The 23,414-nt window shown below is 69.8% G+C and carries 18 protein-coding genes; 6 read left to right on the top strand and 12 right to left on the bottom strand.

The window, feature by feature from the left end; translation table 11 throughout:
* Nucleotides 1-37: 37 nt before the first annotated feature.
* From D7Y04_RS08710 to D7Y04_RS08700, 3 genes are all read right to left on the bottom strand, one after another.
* Nucleotides 38-1,153: an efflux RND transporter periplasmic adaptor subunit gene (locus tag D7Y04_RS08710; RefSeq protein ID WP_121758909.1), complete on the bottom strand. Its 1,116-nt coding sequence runs from the start codon at nt 1,151-1,153 to the stop codon at nt 38-40.
* A gap of 128 nt (nt 1,154-1,281) precedes the next feature.
* Entirely contained in the window at nt 1,282-1,866 is a 585-nt protein-coding gene (locus D7Y04_RS08705; protein ID WP_121758908.1) for a TetR/AcrR family transcriptional regulator, read from the bottom strand.
* 56 nt (nt 1,867-1,922) lie between these two features.
* The gene (locus D7Y04_RS08700) at nt 1,923-4,406 is read right to left on the bottom strand and encodes an RCC1 domain-containing protein (RefSeq protein WP_233601314.1); all 2,484 of its coding nucleotides are present in this window, start codon (nt 4,404-4,406) and stop codon (nt 1,923-1,925) included.
* Between the two features lie 199 nt (nt 4,407-4,605).
* Between D7Y04_RS08700 and D7Y04_RS08695 the strand changes: the two genes are divergently transcribed.
* The 3 genes from D7Y04_RS08695 (at nt 4,606) to D7Y04_RS08685 (ending at nt 8,335) form a co-directional block, all read left to right on the top strand.
* Entirely contained in the window at nt 4,606-5,697 is a 1,092-nt protein-coding gene (locus D7Y04_RS08695) for an SGNH/GDSL hydrolase family protein (RefSeq protein WP_121758907.1), read from the top strand.
* A 204-nt stretch (nt 5,698-5,901) separates the two neighbouring features.
* The gene (locus D7Y04_RS08690; protein WP_120576734.1) at nt 5,902-6,720 is read left to right on the top strand and encodes a YdiY family protein; all 819 of its coding nucleotides are present in this window, start codon (nt 5,902-5,904) and stop codon (nt 6,718-6,720) included.
* 25 nt (nt 6,721-6,745) lie between these two features.
* Entirely contained in the window at nt 6,746-8,335 is a 1,590-nt protein-coding gene (locus D7Y04_RS08685) for an AbgT family transporter (RefSeq protein WP_120593492.1), read from the top strand.
* Between the two features lie 63 nt (nt 8,336-8,398).
* Here the strand turns inward: D7Y04_RS08685 and D7Y04_RS08680 are convergent, their stop codons facing one another.
* Nucleotides 8,399-8,959 (bottom strand): hypothetical protein, encoded by a 561-nt coding sequence (locus D7Y04_RS08680; RefSeq protein WP_121758906.1) that lies wholly within the window; start codon nt 8,957-8,959, stop codon nt 8,399-8,401.
* A gap of 144 nt (nt 8,960-9,103) precedes the next feature.
* Between D7Y04_RS08680 and D7Y04_RS08675 the strand changes: the two genes are divergently transcribed.
* Nucleotides 9,104-10,660 carry a leucyl aminopeptidase gene (locus D7Y04_RS08675; protein WP_121758905.1) on the top strand — a complete coding sequence of 519 codons (1,557 nt, stop codon included), beginning with the start codon at nt 9,104-9,106 and terminating at the stop codon, nt 10,658-10,660.
* A gap of 10 nt (nt 10,661-10,670) precedes the next feature.
* Here D7Y04_RS08675 and D7Y04_RS08670 read toward each other — a convergent pair whose 3' ends face one another.
* The 5 genes from D7Y04_RS08670 to D7Y04_RS08650 all read right to left on the bottom strand — a co-directional run bounded on the left by D7Y04_RS08670 (nt 10,671) and on the right by D7Y04_RS08650 (nt 16,454).
* Entirely contained in the window at nt 10,671-12,014 is a 1,344-nt protein-coding gene (locus D7Y04_RS08670; protein ID WP_121758904.1) for a DUF2254 domain-containing protein, read from the bottom strand.
* A gap of 30 nt (nt 12,015-12,044) precedes the next feature.
* On the bottom strand, nt 12,045-13,532 hold the full coding sequence (locus D7Y04_RS08665; RefSeq protein ID WP_121759320.1) for an aspartate ammonia-lyase: 1,488 nt from the start codon (nt 13,530-13,532) through the stop codon (nt 12,045-12,047).
* Between the two features lie 88 nt (nt 13,533-13,620).
* Nucleotides 13,621-15,456: a 5'-nucleotidase C-terminal domain-containing protein gene (locus D7Y04_RS08660; protein WP_172815935.1), complete on the bottom strand. Its 1,836-nt coding sequence runs from the start codon at nt 15,454-15,456 to the stop codon at nt 13,621-13,623.
* Between the two features lie 111 nt (nt 15,457-15,567).
* A complete protein-coding gene (locus D7Y04_RS08655) occupies nt 15,568-16,026 on the bottom strand; it encodes a MarR family winged helix-turn-helix transcriptional regulator (RefSeq protein WP_120593497.1) in 459 nt (152 codons plus the stop codon).
* Nucleotides 16,023-16,454, bottom strand: coding sequence for a hypothetical protein (locus tag D7Y04_RS08650; protein WP_120593498.1), 432 nt, complete (start codon nt 16,452-16,454; stop codon nt 16,023-16,025). The genes D7Y04_RS08655 and D7Y04_RS08650 overlap by 4 nt, the downstream gene beginning before the upstream one ends.
* 212 nt (nt 16,455-16,666) lie before the next feature.
* Between D7Y04_RS08650 and D7Y04_RS08645 the strand changes: the two genes are divergently transcribed.
* On the top strand, nt 16,667-18,091 hold the full coding sequence (locus D7Y04_RS08645; RefSeq protein WP_121758902.1) for an RtcB family protein: 1,425 nt from the start codon (nt 16,667-16,669) through the stop codon (nt 18,089-18,091).
* A gap of 11 nt (nt 18,092-18,102) precedes the next feature.
* Here the strand turns inward: D7Y04_RS08645 and D7Y04_RS08640 are convergent, their stop codons facing one another.
* Nucleotides 18,103-19,803, bottom strand: coding sequence for a serine hydrolase (locus D7Y04_RS08640; RefSeq protein ID WP_233601312.1), 1,701 nt, complete (start codon nt 19,801-19,803; stop codon nt 18,103-18,105).
* 118 nt (nt 19,804-19,921) lie between these two features.
* Here D7Y04_RS08640 and D7Y04_RS08635 point away from each other — a divergent pair, with 118 nt between their 5' ends.
* Nucleotides 19,922-20,428 carry a DUF1993 family protein gene (locus D7Y04_RS08635; protein ID WP_121758900.1) on the top strand — a complete coding sequence of 169 codons (507 nt, stop codon included), beginning with the start codon at nt 19,922-19,924 and terminating at the stop codon, nt 20,426-20,428.
* On the opposite strand, the gene D7Y04_RS08630 is transcribed toward D7Y04_RS08635, so the two are convergent.
* The gene (locus tag D7Y04_RS08630; protein WP_121758899.1) at nt 20,376-22,337 is read right to left on the bottom strand and encodes a 2,3-oxidosqualene cyclase; all 1,962 of its coding nucleotides are present in this window, start codon (nt 22,335-22,337) and stop codon (nt 20,376-20,378) included. The two genes, D7Y04_RS08635 and D7Y04_RS08630, sit on opposite strands and share 53 nt — an antisense overlap.
* Nucleotides 22,337-23,383, bottom strand: a complete 1,047-nt coding sequence (locus D7Y04_RS08625) for a phytoene/squalene synthase family protein (RefSeq protein WP_121758898.1) — start codon at nt 23,381-23,383, stop codon at nt 22,337-22,339. Before D7Y04_RS08625 ends, D7Y04_RS08630 begins: the two co-directional genes overlap by 1 nt.
* Between the last annotated feature and the right edge of the window lie 31 nt (nt 23,384-23,414).

Raw genomic sequence — 23,414 nt, 5'->3', positions numbered from 1 at the left:
CGTGACGGTGAAAGGGGTTGGGAAGAAGGGCGCCCGGCTACTGGACGACCTGGAGCGCGGTGCCGTCCTGGAGCGGCAGGCTGGCGTCGGCCACGACGCGGTCGGCGGTGCCCAGGCCCTGCACCACCCGCACGAAGCCGGGCAGCACGCGCTCCACCTTGACGTCCCGGCGCTGCGCCTTGCCGTCCTGCACCACCCAGACGAAGCCCTGCTGGCCCCGGGCGTTGACGGCCTGCGTGGGCAGGAAGAGGCCCGCCTGCTCCGGTGCGTTGTTGGAGGCCGCCACGCTGGAGAAGTCCAGCTCCACCAGGGCGCCCGCGCGCAGCCGCGCACCGGCGTCCTTCGCAGGCAGCACCTCCGCGAGCACCTCCACGGTCCGCGTCTGCTCGTCGATGGTGGCGCCCAGGCTCTTCACCTTCGCCTCGAAGGGCGCGCCGGAGGGATTGAGCGTGCCCTTCACGACGGTGCCCACCGACACGCGGTCCACGAGTGACTCGGGCACCGGGGCGCGCACTTCCAGCGCCTGCGTGTTGACGAGCCCGAAGATGGCCGTGCCCGGCGACACGTAGTCGCCCGCGTTGCGGCTCTTGCTGGTGATGACGCCGTCGAAGGGGGCCGTGAGCGTGGCGTCGCGCACGGACTCCTGCGCGCTGTCCAGGGCGGCGGCGGCCTGCTGCGCCTGGGCCTGCGCCTGACGGAAGCCCACCTCCGCCTTGTCGAGCGAGGCGCGCGGGAGGCTGCCCGACTGAGCCAGCACACGCGTCCGCTCCACCTCCGACGTCGCGCCATCCAGCGCCGCGTCCGCCGCCGCCTTGGAGGCACGCGCCTGATTGACGGCGATGCGCGCGTTGGAGGTGTCCAGCTGCGCCAGCACCTGGCCCCGCTTCACCGTGTCGCCCACGTCCACGCTGACGCGCGTGAGCGTGCCGGACGCCTGCGCGCTCAGCGTCGCTGACTGCTTGGAGCGCACGCTGCCGGTGGCCTTGAGGACGCTCGACTCCAGCTGCGTGGCGGGTGTGACGGCACGCACGCCCACCGGCTTCTGCGCGACCTGCGCGGCGGAGGCCTGCGGGACGACAGCCTTGTCACCCCCACCGCACCCCGTCGCCACCACCGCCACCGCCACCGCTGCCGCCTTCATGAACGTCTTCATTGCTTCGCTCCTCGTGCTGTGGCCGGAGACCCCGGCACTGGATGACTGAATCGGTTTTCTGGTCAGTCCCGGCCAAACGAAAGCCCCACCGCGCCCGGGCGCGAAGTGGGGCCAGGAAAAGGAGTGGGTCAGCTGGGAGGCCGCTTCAGGAGGCCGCGAACGAAGACCTCGAAGAAGCTGTCCACCGACTGCTTCAGTTCGGCATCCGGCTCATCCGGCATCATCTTCACGGTGAGCTGCATGAGCATCATCACGAGCCCCCGGGCCACGTGAGGGGGCTCCGCCACGATGAACGCGCCTTGCGCCACGCCCTCTTCGAGGATGCGCGCCAGGACCGCCGCATCGTCCTCGAGCATCCGGGGGATGAACTGGGCCGCCTGCAGGCCCAGCTCGAAGAGCGTGCTCAACTCGATGCGCTCCCCCAACGGCTTCCGGCTCTGCTGCTCCAGCTTGCACTGGATGTAGGCGCGAACCTGGCCCTCGGGCGTCGAGGCGCGACGGACCCGCGCGTTGAGCTCGGAGAGGGCCGCCGAGTGCGCCATCCGGACGCAGGCCTCGAAGAGCGCCTCCTTGCTCTCGAAGTGCAGGTAGATGCTGCCCTTGCCCACGCCCGCCCGCTTGGCGATGTCCTCGACCGAGGCCTTCTTGAAGCCAAAGCGGGCGAAGACCTCGCCGGCGGCGCCCATGATGGCGGTGCGTGGGTCGGAACTCATGACCAGATTTATAATCTGGTCATCTGGTCAGCGCAAGTCCCCTTTCGTTTGAGCCCCTAGGGCAGCGTCACCGGGATGGGCCGGGGGCTGTTCGCCGCCTCGCCATTGCCGAGCTGGCCCGCGACATTGGCGCCCCAGGCCCAGACCGTCCCGGCGCGCGTGACAGCCAGGGTGTAGGCGCTGCCCGCCGCGATGGCGCGGGCATCGCGAAGCGAGGCGATCTCTCCGCGCGACTGGTTCCCGGTTCCCTCGCCCAGCCCCAGCTGCCCGGAGGCATTGCTCCCAAAAGTGACGAGGGGGCCTCCGTTCGTCACGGCCAGCGAGTGGCCGTCACCCGCGGCGATGCGCTGGACTCCCGCCAGGCCGGGAACCTGCACCGGGGACCGCTGGCTGAGAGTCGTCCCGTCGCCGAACTGGCCCTGGCCGTTGTACCCCCACGCCCAGAGGGTGCCGTCGTCGCGCAGGGCCAGGGAGTGGTATTTCCCTGCGGCCACGGCGACGACTCCCGTCAGGCCCGGCACCTGCGCCGGCATGGCGTGTGAGGTGTTCGTTCCATCCCCCAGGGCCCCGAAGTCGTTGTCCCCCCATGCCCAGACGGTGCCGTCCTCACGCAGCGCCAGCGCGTGGATTGCGCCCGTGGCGATGGCGGTGACCTGCGTCAGTCCCGCCACCTGCCCCGGCACGCGGCGTCCATCGGTCGTCCCGTCGCCGAGCTGGCCCTTGTTGTTGTACCCCCAGGACCAGACGGTGCCGTCCTCACGCAGGGCCATTGCATACCAGCGACCCGCGGACACGGCCGTGACGCCGCTCAGCCCGGTGATGGGTTCGGGGGCAAAACCGTATGACGAGGACTCGACCCCCAGTTGCCCGAAGATACTGGCCCCCCACGACATGACGGTGCCATCGGAGAGCACCGCCAGTGAGAGGCCCCAGCCCGCGGCAATGCCCCTGGCGTCGGGGAGGTTTGGCACCTGGGCGGGCGTCGTGCTGCCGCCGTGCGCGGCGCCAATCCCCAGGCTGCCTTCGCGGTTGTCGCCCCAGGCCCAGACCGTGCCATCCGCGCGCAGGGCCAGGGAATGGGCTTCACCCGCGGCCACGCTGCTCGCCTCCGTCAGCCCCGGCACCTGCACGGGTCCGCCGCGGTTCACGGTCTCCGGATGGATGCCGAGCTGCATGTACCGGTTGTCGCCCCAGGCCCGCAGGCTCCCGTCGGAGAGCACGGCCAGGACATGCTCGTCACCCGCCGCCACGGCCGCGACGCCCGCGAGGCCCGACACCTGCGTGGGAGCATGGCGGGTGTACGTCCCATCCCCGAGCTGGCCGGAGCCGTTGGTTCCCCAGCCCCGGACGGTGCCATCCCCCATCAGGGCCACCGCGTAGAAGGTGCCCGCGGAGAGGGTGGTCACGTCGGTCATTCCCGGCACCTTGCCCGGAATGAGTCCGTTCCTCCGGGAATCACCGCCCAGGGCCCCATCCACGTTGGCGCCCCACGACGACACGGTGCCGTCCGAGTGCACGGCGAACGAGAGCCCATCACTCGCGGCAACGGAGACCACGTCCGTCAGCTTGAGCACCGCCACCGGGAGGAGGCTGCCGACCTCCCAGTTGAACTCTCCATTGCCAAGCTGACCCGAGGAGTTGTTACCCCATGCCCGTACCGTCCCATCCGCGAGCACGGCCAGCGAGTGATCCCTGGAAGCGGCGATGCCGGTGACCCGTGCCAGCCCCGGCACCTGCACGGGGGTGAGACGTCCCTCCGTCGTTCCATCGCCGAGCTGGCCATCGCTGTTATCCCCCCACGCCCAGACCGTACCGTCCTTGCACAGGGCCAGCGAGGAGTAGCCAGTCGCGGCGACGGCAAGGACCTCCGTCAGCCCCACCACCCGCACCGGCGTGGAGCGGTAGGTCTCCGTTCCATCCCCAAGTTGTCCAGCGCTGTTGCCCCCCCACGCCCAGACGGTGCCGTCCGCGCGCAAGGCCAGCGCATGGTCGCCTCCCGCCGCCACGGCCCGGACGTTGGTCAGTCCGGGCACCGGGCGGGCGGCTCCGTCGAAGCGGAGATAGGAGAGGCCCCACTCCACGACCGTGCCGTCAGGGCGGAGCACCAGCGAATGGTAGCGGCCCGCGGCGACGGCCGGCGCCGCGGGACACGCGACGACGGAGAGCGCGAAGCTCCGCGTGATGGCGGGCGCCACATGATTGGTGATGGTCACCGTCACCCTGGCGCGCATTCCCGCGGGCAGACATTCCGGGCCCTTCCAGCGCACGTCGCTGGTCGTCGCGGTGCTTTGCGGCTGCTCCAGGACACCCGTGCTGGCCTCCCAGCTGAAGCCCAGGGCCCGCTGGGCGTCATCCTTCGCGGCGACGTGGAACGTCACCGCCTCGTTGGCCATCAGGTTGACGGCGGACTGTGTGCTCTCGACGAGCGTGGGGGATTTCGGCTGGGACTGCGGCTCCGGGTCGGAACCACAGCCGGTGCCCAGGAGCGTCAGTACAGCCAGCAATGCCAGTTGGAAACGAAAGCCAATCAGTCGGTTCATGGGGCCCCCCTGGAGATGACAGGAAACGCGAGTCATCTAGCATGGGCTGTTCACTGCTGGCATCTGGTGGGCCGCCGCCGTCTTGCGTGTACGCTGGGAGTGCGTGCCCGACCGCTCCCTCATCGCTGGCGTCTGCCTTGGCATGGGCCTGTCGCTGGCCGCGTGCAGGGCCCCCTCCACCCCACCGGAAGGCCCTTCCATGCCCTGGGTGAGAATCCCCGCCACCGACGCGCGCGTGCGGTACGTGGGCCGGACGTACCACTCAGCGACAGGGGTCGTCTTCTCGCATCCAGGTGTGACGGTGCGCGCGCGCTTCTGGGGCGACGCAGTGCGGATGCGGCTCGATGACGCGGGCGCGGGCGGCGACGTGGGGACCAACCACTTCGACGTCGTGGTGGACGGGGCACCTCCCAGGCTGCTCGCGGTGAAGCCCGGTCAGGCCACGTACCTGCTCGCCAGCGACCTCCCCGTGGGCCTGCACACGGTGGAACTCTTCAAGCGCACCGAGTCCCTGGTGGGCGCCAGCACGCTCCTGGCGCTGGAGGTCCATGGTGAGCTCCGGGATCCGCCCCCGCGGCACACAGGGCTCAAGCTGGAGTTCGTCGGGGACTCCATCACCTGTGGCTACGGCACCGACGCCACCTTCCGTCCCGAGACAGCCTCCTCCAGGGTGCCTGGCTTCACGTCGAAGCACCAGAATCCCAGACGCGGCCATGGCTGGCTCACGGCCCAACGACTGGGCGCGGAGGCCGTGTTCGTCTGTTATTCGGGCCACGGCGTGTACCGCAACCTGGACCTGTCCACGTCCGGCTTGATTCCGGCCATCTACGAGCGCGCCGTCCCGGACCACCCCGCCGCCTGGGACTTCTCCAACGACTCGCCGGACGTGATTGTCCTCAACGCCGGCACCAACGACACGTTCGCGGGCGCGGGCACCGCCGCGTTCCTTCCGGACGAAGCGGCGTTCAAGTCCGCCTACCGGACCTTCCTCGAACGGCTCCGCACGCTGCATCCCCGCGCGCACCTCGTCTGCACGCTGGGCAGCATGACGGATGGCTTCAAGCGAAAGGAACAGCAGGGCGTGGTGACGTCCGTGCACGTCGGCGATTGGATTTCCGACCTGGTGGCCGAACGTCAGCGCCTGGGCGACGCACGGGTCCACCGCCACGTGATGGCCATGCAGAACCCCTTCGCTGACGGCGTCGGCGAGGACTGGCATCCCTCCGCCGCCACGCACCAGAAGATGGCGGAGTCACTGAGCCGGTTCATCCAGGACGTCGTGCGCCCCTGAGCCAGGGCCTGTAGAACAAATCCCTCATCACGTTCTGACGAGCAAAGGCACGAGGGGGCCATCCCCTGGCGTGCCAGCCTGTGATTGCAGGACGCGCGGTGCGTGTCGAAGGTTGCGTGGGCCGCGAGAAGGCCTTCGAGCACCACCGAGGTCGCCCCTCCCTCTTCACCGGGACAGGCCGGCTCCTCCTTCCCGAGGGCACGTATGAGTCCACTCCTCATCCTCTTCGCGGCCATGGCCCAGGCGCCCACGCCTCCTCCCGACCCGGCGGATGCCTCCTCACCGGCTTCCGTTGGAGCCGAAGCAGACGAGGACGAGGACGAAGGGCCCTGGACGGGCTCGGCCGGGCTCGGTGCCTCCATGTTCACCGGCAACGCCCGCTCCTTCACCATCACGGGCGACGCCATGGCGGAGTACGAGTCTCCGGTGTGGGCGCTCACCCTGGAGGCGGATGGCGCCTACGGCAACGCGGCCGCGGAGGACGAGGAGGAGCGGGAGGTCACGGCCCTGACGCTCGGCGGATGGGCGCGCGGCGACTACCGCTTCACGCGCCTGGTCAGCGCCTACACCTTCCTGGGCCTGGAGACAGACCATCCCGCCAGCCTGGAGCTGCGCACCGAGGTGGAGCTGGGCATCGGCCTCACGCTCCTGGAGCGGAAGAAGAAGTCGAAGGAGCTCTTCCTGCGCACGTACCTGGGCGGGAGCTACGCCAAGGACCGCCGGTTCCAGTACACCCCCACGCGCGAGGACCTGCCGAATGTGACCCTGTGGTCACCCGCGGTGGGCGTGGCGTTCCGCTACGACATCAACGAGCACGTGTACCTGCGCGAGGACGCCGTGCTGCTCCCGGACATCTTCGGCGACACACGCGTCCTGCTGGACTCCACCACCAAGCTGTCCGTGCACCTGACGGACCGCTTCGCGCTCACCACGTACTTCGAACTGCAACACGACAGCGTACCCGCGGCGGGCAAGGTCAAGACGGATACCTCGCTCTCCGTGGGTGGCGAGCTGGAGATCTGAGGGATTGGAAAGGAGCAGCACTCCCATGGCCAAAGCGGCTCATTTCGACGACGTCCAGGTCCCAGGCGAGACCAAGAACAAACAGCGCACGCCACCGAAGAAGAAGGGCATGGAGCGGGTGCTCGACGCCATCGAGCGGGTGGGCAACAAGGTCCCCCACCCCGCCATCATCTTCGTCGCGCTGATTGCCATCGTGATGGTGCTCTCCCACATCTTCTACAGGATGGGGGCCAGCGTCACCTACGAGACCATCAACCCGGACACCCACCAGGTGGAGCAGACGACCTCCGCCGCGAAGAGCCTGCTGACGGGCGAGGGCCTGCGCTTCATGTTCGCCGGCGTCGTCCAGCACTTCATGGACTTCAACGCGGTGGGCGTCATCATCGTCGCCATGCTGGGCGTGGGCGTCGCGGACGCGGCGGGCCTGGTGGGCGCGCTCATCCGCAAGCTGGTGGCGGTCGCTCCGGCCCGGCTCCTCACGTACATCCTGGTGTTCGTGGGCGTCCTGTCGAGCATCGCCGCGGATGCCGGCTACCTGGTGCTGATTCCCCTGGCGGCGGCGGCCTACCTCACCGTGGGCAGGCATCCCCTCGCGGGCCTGGCGGCCTCCTTCGCCGGTGTCGCGGCGGTCTTCACCGTCAACATCCTGATCAAACCGCTGGACGGCATCCTGACGGAGATCACCAACGACGCCATCCACATCATGGCGCCGGACCGCTCCATCGACCTGACGGCGAACTTCTGGTTCTCCGTCGCGTCGGTGGTGATGCTGACCCTCGTGGTGTCGCTCATCAGCGACAAGCTCATCGAACCCCGGCTGGGTGAGTACAAGGGAGAGAAGCCGGCCACGACGGGCGCGAAGCTGTCGCCGGAGGAGTCGCGAGGGCTGAAGTTCGCGTTCTGGGGGCTCGTGGGCGTCCTGGTGTTCTTCGGTCTGCTGGCGCTGCCCCCGGGGGCTCCGCTGCGCAATCCGGAGACGGGCGCGCTCATCGGGGATTCGCCGTTCATGAACGGCCTCATCGTCGCCATCACCGTGCTGTTCCTGGTGACGGGAGCCGCCTATGGCGTCGGCGCCAGGACGATGAAGAACAGCGTGGACGTCATCAAGGCCATGGAGAAGGCGGTCGCCGGGCTGGGCGGCCTCATCTTCCTGCTGTTCATCATCAGCCAGTTCATCGCCCTCTTCACCTACACGAACATGGCGACCATCGCGGCCGTGAAGGTGGGTGATGCCCTGGAGCACGCGGGCCTGGGCGCGCTGCCGCTGCTCATCGGGTTCGTGCTGGTGGTCGCCGTCCTGGACCTCATCATGACGGGCGCCATTCCGAAGTGGGCCATCTTCGCTCCGGTGTTCGTGCCGCTCTTGATGCGGCTGAACGTGGACCCGGAGGCCGTGCTCGCCGCGTACCGCGTGGGCGACGGTCCGTTCAATGCCATCTCACCGCTGAACGCCTACTTCGCGCTCATCGTCACCTTCGCCCAGAAGTACCAGAAGGACGCGGGCGTGGGGACCGTGGTGGCCTTGATGCTGCCGTACGTCATCGTGGTCTTCGCCGTGTGGATTGCCCTGTTGGTCGCGTGGCAGGTGCTGGGACTGCCCTGGGGGCTTGGGTAGGTATGAGGGATGGAGCGCCTCGCCGTGCGGGAGGCGCTCTATCGCCACCAGGACACCCCTCCCTCAGCGCCGCGAGTCGCGCTGGGTCTGGGTCCGGCGGCCCCGGCTAGAGGCATGGGCCTTCCGCTTGAGGGCGGGAAAGCGCTCCTGCTTCAGGGCCCCTCCCCGCTTCTTGCCGGACGCCTGCTTCGAGGCGGTGACCTTCGCGGTGCGGCCAGCGGCTCGCGTCCGGCGCGCGGGCTTGCGTCCTCCCGTGGCCACGCGCGTCGTCCGCCGGGGGGCCGGACGGCTCGCGGCGCGGGTCCGGATCTGGGCCTTGCGCTCGAGCACGGCGAGCCGCTTCTCGAAGCGCTCCAGGGTGAGGGCGAAGTACTCGGCCTTCTGCAGGGTGTTGCGGTTGCCCTCGGCGCGGCGGGAGCGGGAGGGCACCTCCTTGCGGAGCGCCTCCCTGCGCTGCCGCCGCGCCGCGTCCTGGTACTTCTCCATCAGTCGGCGCGCACTCAGGATGCGGCCGCGCAGTTCCCGTGGCGAAAGCTCCGCCAGGTTGCGTGGGGCGCTGGACAGGACGAGCTGGGCTTCGCGCTCGGTGAGCAATGACATCCGCTTCGACGGCAGTGTGCGCATGGGCTTCCCCCCTCATGGGATTGAGTGGCGGAACATCCACACCTCCCATCCGCCGGCAAACCGCTCCCGGAGGCAGGGGCGAGTAGCCTTCTGGATGTTGCACCCCCCTGGCGCCGTGCCCAGTTCCTCCATCAGGAGGCTTCCATGTTGACCTCGTTTCATTCACGCGCGCAGGCCGAGTTCCACCCCGCTCCTTCCATCGAACCCCCGGAGGAGACGAAGCTCGCCGTAGCAGCCACCGTCCCCACCGACGCCGGTTGCGTCGGCACGTTCGTGGGAGCGGACGAAGAGGTGAAGGCCCCCGGCCTCGACCGCGCGTTCCTGAAGGCGGCGGGCTTCGAGGGCAAGGCCGGCCAGACGCTGCTCATTCCCCGCTCGGGAGGCCCGCCCCTGGTCGCCGTCGGCATGGGGGCGAGGGCACAGCTGGATGCAGGCAAGCTCCGGGATGCCGCCGCCGCGTTCGCGCGGGCCGTGGGCCAACAGAAGCGCGTGGCGCTCCAGGTCCCGGACACCGGGAGCGTCCCGGCGGACCTCGCCGCGCAGGCCCTGACCGAAGGCGTCCTGCTCGCCCGCTACCGCTACCGGCCCTACAAGCGGAACTCGGAGCAGGAGCCGCCGCTCGAATCGCTGACGCTCGTCTCGGGTTCGAAGAACACCGAGGACGTTGAACAGGGAATGATGCGCGGAGGCATCCACTCCCGCGCCACGGCGTTCGCGCGTGACCTCGCCAATTCCCCCGCCACCCTGCTGACCGCCGCACGGCTGGCGGAGGTGGCCGAGTCGCTGGCCAAACGCTGCGGCCTGGAGGTCGAGATCTTCGACGGGGAGGCCTTGGCCAAACTCGGCTGCGGAGGCCTGCTGGGCGTCAACGCCGGCAGCGCGGAGCCGCCGCGGATGATCAAGCTGACGTACACGCCCAAGGGCAGCAAGGGCGAAGCCGTCCAGCCCCTGGGCCGCGTCTCTCTGGTGGGCAAGGGCATCATGTTCGACTCGGGCGGCCTGGGCCTGAAGCCGAACGACCTGGTGCACGCGACCATGAAGGGCGACATGTCTGGCGCGGGCGCCATCCTCGCGGCGATGACGGCGCTGAAGTCCCTGGGCTGCAGGACGGCGGTGACGGCGTACCTGATGTGCACGGACAACATGCCCTCCGGCACCGCCATGAAGCTGGGGGACGTGCTGACGGTCCGCGGCGGCAAGACGGTGGAGGTCATCAACACCGACGCCGAAGGCCGCCTGGTGATGTCGGATGGGCTCGTCCTGGCCACCGAGCAGTCGCCGAGGCCCGACGCCATCGTGGACGTCGCCACGCTCACCGGGGCGTGTCAGCGCGCGCTGGGCCTCCTGAGCGCGGGGGTCATGGGCAACGAGCAGTCCCTGGTGGAGCAGGTGAAGGACTCCGGAGAGCGCACTGGCGACACCGTGTGGCAGCTCCCGCTGGACCGGCGCCTGCGGCAGGAATTGGAGTCGGAGGTGGCGGACATGAAGAACGTCGGCGGAGACAACGCCGGGGCCATCACCGCGGCCCTCTTCCTGGAGGAGTTCGTGGACGGGCTGCCCTGGGCGCACATCGACATGGCGGGGACCGCGCGGGCCGAGCGCGACAACGCGTGGCGCAGCAAGGGCGCCACGGGCTACGGCACCCGCCTGCTCATCGACTTCCTCGTGGGCTTCAAGCCTACCCGCGAAACCCGCCACTGAAGCCGGCGCTTCAGTCCGGAAGCCAGTCCGCGCGCCCCCGCTCGACGCGCGTCCGGTGCTCGCCCTGGAAGGAGGCCCGGACGCGCTCCGCCTGGGCGAGCAGGCGGTGGAAGCGGTCCTTCTCCGTGGAGCCCTGGACGTCCGCGAGCACGCGTGCGAGCAGCGCGTGCGCCGCGGCGCGGTCCTGCGCGTCGCGCGCGACCAGGCCCACGGTGAGGGCGATTTGAAGCACCTCCTCCAGCACCTCCGGGTCGCCCCCCGCGTAATGGAGGGGGCCATCCACGGCGAGGAAGAGGTAGTCGCGCAGCCGCAGGGCCACCAGTGACACGCGCGCCCTGCCATCCGGGTCGACGACGTTCCAGTCCCCCTGCGGCAGGCCCGCCAGCCGGCGCATCACCGAGCGGATCTGCTGCAGCGCCTGCCGGGCCGTGTACGGGTCGTTCGCGGACGAGGACAGGGCCCGGTTCGCGACGTCGACGAGGATGCGGAGCCCCAGGGAGGGGTCGCAGTCGGGCTCGCGCGCCGACGTGATGCTCAACGTGGCGGCGAGGCCGTGGAGTACGTGGGCCTCCACGGCGCCCCCTCCGTCCGCCACCACCCAGCCGGCGACCTCGTCCTGGTCGATGTACTCGCCCACGGTGATGCAGATGCGGACCCGCACGCCCCACTTCCGGGCGAGCCGCGTGAGGTCCTGGAGGTCGACGTCCGCGAGGTAGCCCGACGAGGCAGCCAGCAGCGAGGTGGCATCCGCCGGCAACCGCAGGGTCACCGCCGGATCCAGCGGCAGGCGCTTCAGACGGGCCTGGATGCGGCGCTCCGTCGCGGACACGATCAGATGCTGGACGAGCCCGAGGACGCGCTCCACCCGCAGGAAGCGGAAGGTGCGGGCCAGGACGATGATGAGCACGAAGAGCGCCACCAGCACCAGGATGATGGCTCCCGACAGGACGGGCCGGGGCCTGACGCCAGCGTCCTCGATGACGCCCAGCTCCCGGACCGCCGTGAGGATGTAGCTGGTGGAGAGGGCGAAGAAGGGAATGGCGCGGCGGAGCGGCGCGCTCTTCAGGTAGATGGGGACCAGCCGTGGCGAGTACTGGTTCGCGGCGGACTGGATGACCGGCGCGTTCAGGGACAGGGCGATGGTGAGGACGGTGATCTGCAACCCGAGCAACGCCCCCAGGGCGCCCCGGGTGTCGTCGACGTCCCCGGGCCAGGCATGCCCGAACAGGGCCGGCGCGGTGTCCGTCTGCACGCGGGCGATAGCAATTCCGAGCACGCCCCCGACGACGACCAGGACGCCCAGGAGCAGCCAGTAGGGCTCGCGGAGGAACCTGCGCAGGCGACGGATGAACATGCGGACCTCGCGGAGGCGAAAAGGGGGCGCCTAGTGCGTGCCCTCTTCGTCCCGGGCCTCCACCGCATGGCCCCGGGTCAACCGCTCCGGAGAGAGCAGCTCGGCCAGCTGCTCGCGCGTCAGCAGGCCGGCGGACACCACCAGGTCCGCGATGCTGGCGTTCGTGGCCAGGGCCTCCCTCGCCAGCCGTGCCGCGGGCGCGTAACCGATGTGCGGCATGAGGGCGGTGATGACGCCCACGAAGGATTCCACCTGGCGCGCGAGCCGCTCCTTGTTGGCGGTGATGCCCCGCACGCAGTTCACACGCAGGGTCGCCATGGCGGCGGTCATGTACTTGAGGTTCTCGAACAGCACGTGGGCCATGACGGGCCCGAAGGCGTTGAGCTGGAGCTGCCCTGCCTCGGCGGCCATCGTCAGCGTCACGTCTCCCCCGGCGACCACGAACGCCACTTCGTTCACGACCTCCGGAATGACCGGGTTCACCTTGCCCGGCATGATGCTGGAGCCCGCCTGCATGGGCGGGAGGTTGATTTCGTTGAAGCCCGCCTGCGGGCCGGAGCCGAGCAGCCGCAGGTCGTTGCAGATCTTCGACAGCTTCATCGCGGTGCGCTTGAGGGTGCCGGACACCTCCATGAAGACGCCCACGTCGGTGGTCGCTTCAATCAGGTCCGGCGCGGTGACGATGGGGCGCCCGGTGATGTCCGCCAGGTGCGCTCGCGCGGCCTCCGCGAAGCGCGGGTCCGCGGCGATGCCCGTCCCAATCGCCGTCGCCCCCAGGTTGATCTCCCCCAGGCGGCGGGTGACCTCCGTCAGGCTCGCGTGTTCCTCGGCCAGCGTGACGGCGAAGCCTTCGAACTCCTGCTGGAGCGTCATGGGCACGGCGTCCTGGAGCTGCGTCCGGCCAATCTTCACGATGCCCGCGAACTCCTGCCCCTTGTCGCGGAACGCCTGCTCCAGCAGGTGCAGCTGGGCCAGCAGGCGCTCGACGGACAGCATCAACCCGACCTTGAGCGCCGTCGGGTAGGTGTCGTTCGTGCTCTGGCTCCGGTTCACGTGGTCATTCGGGTCCAGGTGCGCGTAGTGGCCCTTGGGGTGGCCGGCCAGCTCCAGGCCGCGGTTGGCGATGACCTCGTTGAAGTTCATGTTCGTGGAGGTGCCGGCCCCGCCCTGCATGACGTCCACGACGAACTGCTCGTGCAGCCTGCCGGCCTTGATGTCCTCGCAAGCCTGGTCGATGAGCGAGGCCCGCGTCGCATCCAGCACGCCCAGCTCCGCGTTCGCGCGCGCGGCGGCCTGCTTCACGCAGGCGTAGCCGAAGAGCAGGTCGGGATAGACGGAGATGGGGCGCCCGCTGATGGCGAAGTTGTCCAGCGCGCGGCTGACGTTGATGCCCCAGTAGGCCTCCGCCGGGAGCCGGCGGGAGCCCAGGTCGTCAGTCTCCGTCCGGGGCGACGCGCCGTCCTGGTTCAGCGTGTGGATGCTCTTCTGGAACGTCTCTTCCGCGCGTGGGTCGGCCATCCCCGGCAACGTAGGAACGCGGGAGGCCCGGTGGGACATGCCCTCAAGGGAAGAGGGCTGTCCACCGGGCGTCCCTCGGTTCCTTACGTCACTGCACGACGGGCGCGCACTTCGCCGGGCCGAGCGTGGCCTGGAAGTACTTCGCGTAGAGGTCCGGCGCGAGCGTGAAGTTGCAGGTGTTCACCGCGTCCGGAGACAGGTTCTGGTGCTCCTGCATGTAGCGCGCGACGTAGTCACGCACCCCGTCCGCGGAGGACCACAGCATGCGGCCCTCCTTGAACATGCTGTACCCGCCGCCGCCACCGCCGCGGTAGTTGTTGACGGCGATGCGGAAGACCTGGTCGTCCTTCACGTCCTCGCCCTTGAAGCGCAGGTGCGTGAGCCGGGAGCCCGCGGGCTTCGTCAAGTCATAGCCGTACTCGATGTGCGAGTAGAGGTCCCAGTTGTAGTCCGCGACGACGGGCGTGGTGGCCTTCGCGTCCGCGGGCTTCGCGGGCAGGTTGGCCGCGTCCAGCTGCTTGAAGTACAGCGTGTTCATCTCCAGCGCGCGCCGGAGGATGGAGCCGTTGATCTCCATCACGTACAGCGTGTTGTCGTAGATGTAGACGCTGTAGGCGTCACGCAGGGTGACGTCCCCCGCAGGCAGCGCGACGTCATTGGAGAACAGGGCGGTCGCGGACAGGTCCACGGGGAAGCCGGCCTCCGCCGCGGCCTCCTCCTGCACGATGTTGAGCAGGTCCGACAGGGCGCTGTCGACATAGCGGCCGGGGAAGCCGCCCGTGAAGGCCGCGGTGGTGCTGCCAATCTTCTGGTTCACGTAGGCCACCGTGGTGTCGTGGGCGGCCTGGGTGAGCTGCTTGACGTTGGCATCCTCCGCCACCGTTTCGTCCACCGCGTGGAGCTGCGAGTCGTGCGCGTCCACGCCCCAGCGCTCGCCGTTCCAGGTGACGTTGAGCTGCACGTCCGCCAGGTGGCTGCCCCAGCGGTTGGGCTGCGTGAGGAGGACCTCGCGGCCATCCTGCTGCTTCAGCAGCATCTTCGGGATGGGCTGGTGGGTGTGGCCGGTGAGGAGCACGTCCACGTCCGCCACCTGCTGGGCGATCTGCACGGCCTGGTTCTCAGCGGTGAGGTTGCCGCGGTCGGTCCACTTCGTGGCGTCCGCGTAGTCCGCGAGCCACGACTCGGGGCTGGTCGCGCTGCCCGTCGGCTGCTTGTCCGGGCCGCCGTGGATGGCCACCACCACCACGTCCGCGCCGGCCTGCTTCATCTTCGGCACATACGTCTTCGCGGTCTCCAGCGGTTCATCGAAGCGCAGCCCGGCGATGTTGTCCTTGCGCTCCCACGTGGCCACGCCCGGCGTCACCAGGCCGAGGATGCCGACCTTCACGCCGCACACCGTGGTCATCACGTACGGGGTGAAGGCCTCGGAGCCGTCCGAGCTCTTGCGCACGTTGGCGCCGAGCAGGGGGAAGTTCGCCTCGCCCTTGAACTTGTTGAGGACGTCCTGGCCGTAGTTGAACTCGTGGTTGCCCATGGCCATGGCGGCGTAGCCCAGCTCGTTCATGGCGGCGGCCATGGGGTGCTTGGGCGCGTTGTCCACCTGGGCGTAGTAGGTGCCGAGCGGCGAGCCCTGGATGGTGTCACCCGTGTCGACGAGCAGCGTGCAGTCCGGGTTCTTCGCGCGCTCCTGCTTGATGAGCGTGGCCACCTTGGCCAGGCCGCGCTTCGCGTCAGCCTTCCCGGAGAAGTAGTCCCACGGGAAGATGTTGGTGTGCAGGTCACTGGTCTGCAGCAGCGTCAGCGTGCGCGGCGACCGGTCCACCGGAGCCGGGTCGACGGGTGAATCATCATCGTTGGAATCACAGGCGGTCATCAGCGAGCTGGCGCCCACGAGACAGAGCGTGCCGGTGCGCAGCGCGCGCATCAGGAAGGAGGAGCGGTTCAAGAGGCCTCGACCTTGTGCAATGCCGGAAGGGAATCTTCCGGAGGGGCGCGCACCCTACAAGACCCCTCTGACGTTCTGGGAAATGATGGCTCAATCCCCGGACGCCGGCTCCAGGTTGTCCACCACGCGGCGCAGGAGCGACATGAACGTGGCGCGCTCGCGTTCGCTGAAGCCCGCGGTCGCCTGATCCGCGACCTCCTCCAGTTGCTCCTTCGCCTGGGGCAGGCGCTCCCGGGCCTTGGCCGAGAGCGATATCCGGGTCGCGCGCTTGTCGTCCGGGTGCGGCTGACGCTGGATGAGCCCATCGCGCTCCATCCGCGTGAGGAGCGCGGCCATGGTGGGCTGCTCGACGTGGGCGTACTCCGCGAGCTGCTTCTGCAGGAGCGGCCCGTGCTCCTCCAGCGCGATGACCACCGGCAGGTAGGCCATCCCGAACTCGAGCGGCCGCAACCGCTGCTCGAAGTGGCGCATCAGCAACCGGGACGCATGGTTGATCCAGAAGGTCGGTACGGCTCCGGGGTCCCAGCGGGGGGCGGTCTTCGCGCTCATTGGAGGTTGCCCGAGGAGTCCTCCGACTCCTCCTCGGCCGTCGGATAGGCGGAGACGGCCAGGGCGATTCCCTGGTCCGCGAACCACCGGACGTCGTCGGGTGGGAAGTGGACGGAGCTGGTGAAGTGCCGCGAGGTGCCGACGAACAGCCCGAAATCCACGACGCAGGGGACGGCCTGCTGGCGCAGCTCCGCGAGCAGGGGGGCCAGCACCTCCAGTTGCCTGCGGGCGGCGGCGACGGGGCCGTGCAGCGTGCCCTCCCCGTCCTCCACCAGGGTGAGGTTGAAGCCCGAGGTCGAGTGCCTTCCCTGGCGCTGCAGCTGCTCCCCCTGGAGCCAGACGGCATCCGGGTGGCAGTCCGGGAAGCGGTCCAGGACGGACGCCACATCGAACTCCGGGGCCTGGGCCCGTAGGACCGCCACCGTCATGACACCGCTCCATTCCCCTGCTTCGACACGTCCATGGGCCCATCCTCGACTGGAGCGGATCTTTTCGCGAGCCCGTCAGGCACGGTGTGTTGGATCGTCCAGGGGGTCGCGGACGCTCCGGCGTCCCGACCGCGGCTGCTGACCCGAGGTCTCGAATCCATCGCTCACGTCCCCCGGGCTGAAATCCGCCCGGGTCAGATCCCGAGAAGGTCATGCAGCCGAAACTGAACCGGCTCCTGCGGGCACTTGCCCGCGAGGGGCTCGACGTTGCTTACGACGGTCGTGTCTACACGGTCCGCCTCCAGGCGGATCCCCATGCTCCCCCCGCTGAAGTCCTCCTTCCGCCGGACCTGCCGGTGGAGGGCAAGGCGCTCCAGCAGCTCGCGGCGCTCGCCGCGCTCCATCACCCCGACGGCGGCCGCGTGAAGCAGGTGCGCGCGACGCCGGACTTCCATCCGGGTGACTCCGGGGTGGCCATCGGGTCGGTGGTCCACACGGAGGGCCTGGTGGTCCCCGGCGCGGTGGGCACGGACATCAACTGCGGCATGCGCCTGCATGTCGCGGACATCCCCGTGGACGCCTTCCTCGCCCGCCGCGACGCCTTCGTCGAGCGGATGAAGGGGCACTACTTCTTCGGCACGCGGGACGTCGCCCAGGGCTCGCGCGCCCTGGAGGCGCTGCTGCGGGACGGCCTGCCCGGCTGGCTCCTGGAGACGGAAGGCCAGCCCCTGGGCATGGCGGCCCGGATGGAGCTGGGCCAGCTTCACCGCGAGGCCGACCGCGTCTATCTGGGCGGGGCGCTGGAGGGGGACCCGGCCTGGGCGCCCACCGGGCTGCGGCGGGAGGGCGTGGTGCGCGACCCTGGACTCGCCACCATTGGCGGAGGCAACCACTTCGTGGAGGTGCAGCGGGTGGAGGCCGTGGTGGACCGCGCGCGGGCGTGGGCCTGGGGCGTGCGGGAGGGGCAGCTCGCGTTCATGGTGCACTCCGGTTCGCGGGACATGGGCAAGCACGTGGGGCGCACCTGGCAGGAGCGGGCGCGCGCCGCGTGGCCCTCGGGGGCGCAGCACCCAGCGAGCGGTATCTTCCCGCTCGCGGATCCGGCGAAGGTGCGCGAGTACCTGAAGGCGGAGGCCACGGCGGCCAACTACGCCTTCCTCAACCGGCTGCTGCTCGCGGAGCTGGTGCGGCAGACGCTGAGGGAGTTGTTCGGGGACGTGGAGGCGCCGCTCGTCTACGACGTGCCCCACAACATCACCCTGCCCTGGGAAGGCGGCTGGCTGGCGCGCAAGGGGGCCTGCCCTGCCGAGGAGGACCAACCGGTCATCATCCCCGGCTCCATGGGCGCCACGTCCTACCTGATGCGGGGCCTGGGCAACGCGAAGGCCCTGGCGTCGGCCTCGCATGGGGCCGGGCGGGCGCACTCGCGCTTCTCCATGTCACGGGGAGGCGCGAAGCACCGGGAGGAGGACCTGGGGCTGACGGGGGTGGACTGCATCGCGCTGCGGGCCGAACGCCGCATCGAGGAGGCCCCCGCCGCCTACAAGCCCATTGGCCCGGTGGTGGCCTCCCAGGTGGACGCCGACATCGTCCGGGAGGTGGCCCGGCTGCGGCCCTTGATGACGTTCAAGGCCTGAGCCGGCGTCCCTCAACGGCCCTGCGTCTTCCGCGGCGCAGGCAACCGCTCCGCGCGCAGGCGGCGAGCGCGGAGCGTGCTGAGGGTCAGTCCATCCACCTGGCCCGACTTCGCGCGCGTGAAGGTGACCGTCCCCAGCGCGTCGCTGACGAAGCGGTCCCCACCGACGGCTTCGAGCACGGTGCTCTTCTGGCGCTGCCAGCGAACTCGCGGCTTGCCGTCCTCCATGCGCACCGTGAAGGTCATGTCCACCTCGTCGCTGCGGTACTGGCCCGCGAGCGCGTCCAGCGCGGAGGCGGACGGCAGCCGCGCGTCCACGCGCGTGTAGACGCGGGCGGGCAGCGCACTCGTCGTGTCCCGGACGTGGACCTCGCGCGGCGACCGGGCGGCCTGCGCCGGGAAGCGCCACTCCTCCGTGGAGTCACCCACGCGGAACAGGCCGGGCTCGACCGGCACGAGCGGCATGGGCGAGCCGACGCCACGCAACGCTCCGTCCTTCACCTCCAGCCGCAGGACCTGATCCGTCACCGCGCTCCAGTAGACGCCCGCGAGCTCCTTCAGCGCTGGCTCCGGCACCGTCATCGTGGATGCATTCACTGCTGAGGGGCGCGTCCCCAGATACAGGTCGGCCACCTGCCGCACGAGCTCGGCCGGCACGGCCGTGGAGGCATTGCAGAACGCGGCGACGACCAACCGCGAGTCCGGGTAGACGGCGACGCTCGAGCGGTAGCCCGCGTCCGCGCCGTTGTGCCCGAACGTCCGCTGGCCCCGGTAGGTGCCCAGCGTCAGGCCCGCGCCGTAGCCGGTCGCTTCACCGCTCTTCAACGTGGCGGAGGTCCGCAGCCAGTCCACCAGCGCCTGTCCGCCCACGCGCGGCTGGAGGAGGTTCGCCTCCCACTTCAAGAGGTCCCCTACCGTGGTGAACAGGCTGGTGGAGCCGTAGTAGTCGAACACCGGGACGCTGATGCGCCAGCCACCCCCGTCGCGCGGTGAATAGGCCGACGCGCGCCGCTTCACGACCTCTGAGTGGTCGTCGTGGAAGTGCGTGTCGCGCATCCCCAGTGGCTGGAAGATGCGCTCCTCCGCGAACGCCCGCAGGGACTTCCCCGCCACCCGTTTGATGATGACCGACAGCAGCGTGTAGCCGGTGTTGTTGTAGCCCCACTCCGTGCCCGGTTCGAAGTTCAACCCGCGCTGCCGGGCCATGACCCACAGCACGTCGTCCTCGGTCATCAGGTCATCGCCCCGCCAGCCGGCCATGTTCAGCAGGTGGAACTGCTCCCGCAGGCCGCTGGTGTGGTGCACCAGATCCGCGAGGGTGACCTTCTTGCCCAGGTCCGGCAGCTCCGGCAGGTACTTCCGGATGTCGTCGTCCCGCGACAGCTTGCCCTCCTGCTCCAGCAGCCCCATCGCGAAGGCGGTGAACTGCTTGGAGATGGAGGCCACGTGGAAGATGGAGTCCGGCGTGATGGGGACGCCGTACTCCAGGCTCGCCATGCCGTAACCGCTCGCGTAGTCCAGGACGCCATCGCGGGAGACCGCCACCGCGCAGCCGGGCGTCGCACCGCCGGTCCACGGGGCGAACAGCGCATCCACCTGGGCGTGGCGCGCCGCCGGAGCTGCTCCCGGCGGCTGGGCGAGGGCGACGGAGGGCCGCACCGCCCAGAGGACCAGCGCGGCGAACAGGCAACAGCGGGAGGATGTGGACCGCACGGAAACCCCTTCCATGGAGCAGTGACCTGGGCGTGACGCAGGGCGTCTGGATTCGTGGGGCCAGATGCCCTTGCGATTGGCTCGCGCGCCAATGGCTGTCCCGTTAGCTTGCGCGCCCATGTACTTCGAGACCTTTTCGCAGATGAAGAAGCAGCTGGGGCAGTTGAGCAAGTGGTTGGAGACGGCCGCGGCCCACGCCAAGGCGAAGTCCTTCGACCCGAACCTCTACCTGAACTTCCGGCTGGCGCCGGACCAGCTCCCGTTCGTGCGTCAGGTGCAGATCGGCTGTGACGCCGTGAAGCTGGCGGCCTCGCGACTGTCAGGCAAGGCCGCGCCGTCCAACCCGGACACGGAGCAGACGCTGGAGGAGCTCAGCGCCCGCGTCCGCTCCACCATCGAGTACCTGGACACGTTCACGGGGAAGGACTTCGAGGGCGCCGCCGGTCGCGTCATCACCCACCCCCGCTGGGAGGGCCAGGTGATGAGCGGCGCGGACTACTTCCTGGAGAACGCGGTCCCCAACTTCTTCTTCCACGTCACCCACGCGTACGCGCTGCTGCGTCACAACGGCGTCAACCTGGGCAAGATGGACTACCTGGGTTCGCAGAGCCTTCGCGCGCCTTGAAGTCCCCGGCCTGTCGCTCCGCGAGCGACAGCGCCCACAGCGGAAAGATGCGCAGGTAGGCGTCGTAGTGGATGGCGCAGGTGCGGCTGAAGACGCCGGCCAGGGGCTCTCGTGGCCACTGGCCGTCCGCCGCCTGCCGCTCGCGCAGCCACGCCACGCCCCGGCGCGTGGCCTCCGCGTTCGCTTCGCCCGCGGCCACCAGTGACAGCACGGCCCAGGACGTCGTCACCGCGTGGCCCGAGTGCCCCTCCACCCAGCGGCGCTCGCGGCAGGCCTGGATGGTTTCGCTCCAGGAGCCGTCCTCGCGCTGGTGGGCCTTCAGGAACGTGACGGCCTTGCGCAGGGCGGGGTCTCCGGTCCCCGCACCCGAGGCCACCAGCCCGGTGACGCCGAACCACGTGCCATAGCTGAAGCACACGCCCCAGGCCCCCTCCCAGCCGCCGTCCGGACGCTGCTGGCGTCGCAGGAAGTCCGCGCCCCTCGCGATGGCCGGGCCCACCGGTGCGTGCGGCCATGCGCCGCGCCACGCCGCCAGCGCCTGGACGCAGGCCGACGTGCACTCCACGTAGCTGGGGTCCACCATGATGCCGGCGAAGACGTCCGAGGGATTGAACCGCTCCAGCCAACGAGGCCCCCGCTGCCGCTCGTAGGTGGCCCAGCCGCCGTCCCGGTTCTGCAAGGACAGGATGAACGCCACGGCCTGCTCCAGGCGCTCACGCGGCACGCGATTGAGCCCGAGCGGCTCCAACAACAGACACGCCTTCAGTGCCTCCGCCGTGCAATCGCTGATGGGCCAGCCGTGCGCGCGGGTGCTGAAGGGCCACCCTCCCCTGCTCGGATGCCGGTGGTGGCGCTCGGCGTCTGGCGAATCCTCCAGCACCTGCTGCGCCTCCAGGAAGCGACCCGCGCGCTCCAGCGTGTCCCGCGCCCAGACGGACTCTCCGGAGGCCACCAGCGCCTGCACCGCGAAGGCGGTGTCCCAGAGCTGGGAGGAATTGTAGCCGTTGACCGTGATGCCTTTCCGCGTCTGCTGGAGGTAGTCCGGCAGGCGCTCCAGGTGGGCCCGCACCTCCGGCCCGTCAGGCCGCGCCACGTGACACACCACCATGTCGAGCACCTTGTTGATGGGCCCGATGCAGACGAAGTGCGTCGCCGCGTCCTCGCCGTGAATCAACGCCAGGGATTCTTCCAGCGCGCGTTCCCGCAGCCGCTTCGGATGGAACCGCTCATACAAACCCAGCACGCGGTGCACGGCGCGCAATCCCAGACCGTGGGGGCTGTAGGCGTCCGTACGGGCCACGCGTCCGCGCGCTGCATTCCAATCCACATCCGCGTAGGGTTGGGCGTACAGCTCGCGCCGCAGCTCGGCCAACAGCGGTGTCTCCGCGGCGCGGACCCGGCGCCCATAGAGCCAGCCCATGGGCAGGTACACCATGCGGCAGTGGCACCAGAGCCGGGAGGGATGGAACGGCAGCCCTCGCGGCAACAGCCAGAGCTCCGGAGGCACGGGCGCGAGGCCCTCGTATTCGTAGAGCCCCAGCAGGGCGAGGACGAACTTCCCCCAGGACGCACTGCCCAGCGGGCCTCCGTGGGGAAGGAACCACGCCCTCGCGCGGACGAGTTCCGGGTCGTCCGCGCCAACGCCCAACAGCCGCTGCGCGACGTAGTTGAGCACCGACGTGAAGACGAGGCTGGGCGACTCCACGTCCAGCCCCCAGCCTCCATCCGGGTTCTGGTGCGCACGCATGTGGGCGACCATCCCGTCGCGGACGGACGCCTCCGGCGTGCGCCCCATCACGTACAGCCCGGCCACGTACACCGGGCCCAGGAACAGCGGACCGCTGTAGTCCCCCATCCAGGAGCCGTCCGCCGCCTGCGTCCCGGCCAGCATGTCGCGCGCCCGCCGCATCAACTCCAGGCCTCCACGCCGCTCCGGGACGCCCGCGAGCAGCTGGCGTAGAGCGCCCGCAGCGCTTCATCCGAGTCCACCCGCTCCTGCGTGAGCCGCATCAGCGTCGCCACCGTCTCCCGGGGAATCTTCACGGGCTCGGGTTCGAACACCGCCGGGTTGCCCTCCACCGCGTCGAGCGTCGCGGCCGCGAAGAAGAGCGGGTAGAGACAGAACAGCCGCAGACCGGGCTCCTCCACGGGCAGCGCCAGCGAGTACTCCAGCGCGACGTCCAGCTCCCCGCGCGCCACCGCCACCAGTTCATCCATCAGCGCCACGGCGTTCGCACGGAGCGAAGGCAGGGCCAGCGTGGAGGACGTGAGGCCATGCGCGGCCATGCGGTCCCTGGGCAGCCAGCAACTTCCGCGGTCCAGGTCCTCGCGCACGTCCTTGAGGATGTTGGTGAGCTGCAGGGCCCGGCCAAAGGCAGGCGCCCGCGTCATGAGCCGCTGCTCACGCCAGGCAACCCGGGGTGAGCTGGCGACGAAGAGGCCGGTCAACATCTCGCCGACGACACCCGCCACGTAATAGCAATACATGAACGTCGCCTGGAGGTCGGGCAGCCCCATGACCTGCCCGCTCCCCCCATGCATCCGCTGCATCTGATTCATGCCGCCGGTCATCGTGCGCACGCATCGCGCGATGGGCGGGTGGACCCAGGAAGGAAGCGAGGCCAGGGTTTCGAGCACGGTCGAAGTCTCTGAAACCAGCTCGGCCTCCGCTGGTGGCACCTCATCCCGCAGGGCCCGCCGCGCCCTTCGCGCGAAGGAGCGGGCACGGGCCTCCCAGCCCGGCTCCAGCGACACCAGGGCCCCCAGTTCGTCGAGCAATGCACCGTGAAGTGCCCCGGGGGACTCGTCCTCCAGCGTGTCCGCGATGCGGCACAGCAGGTAGGCCACCGTCACCGCCAGGTCCAGGGGCTCCGGCAATAGCGGGATGTTGAGCGCGAAGGTCCGGGAGACCCGGGGCAATTGTGTGCGACAGAATGATGCAACCTGCACTTTCATGCCTGCCTCCTCCGCGTGCGGCGCCGCGCTT

Source organism: Corallococcus sp. AB038B (assembly GCF_003668955.1).
Taxonomy (GTDB): Bacteria; Myxococcota; Myxococcia; order Myxococcales; family Myxococcaceae; genus Corallococcus; species Corallococcus exiguus.
Note: the sequence above shows the minus strand (reverse complement) of the source record. Positions and strands in the feature narration are given on the sequence as shown.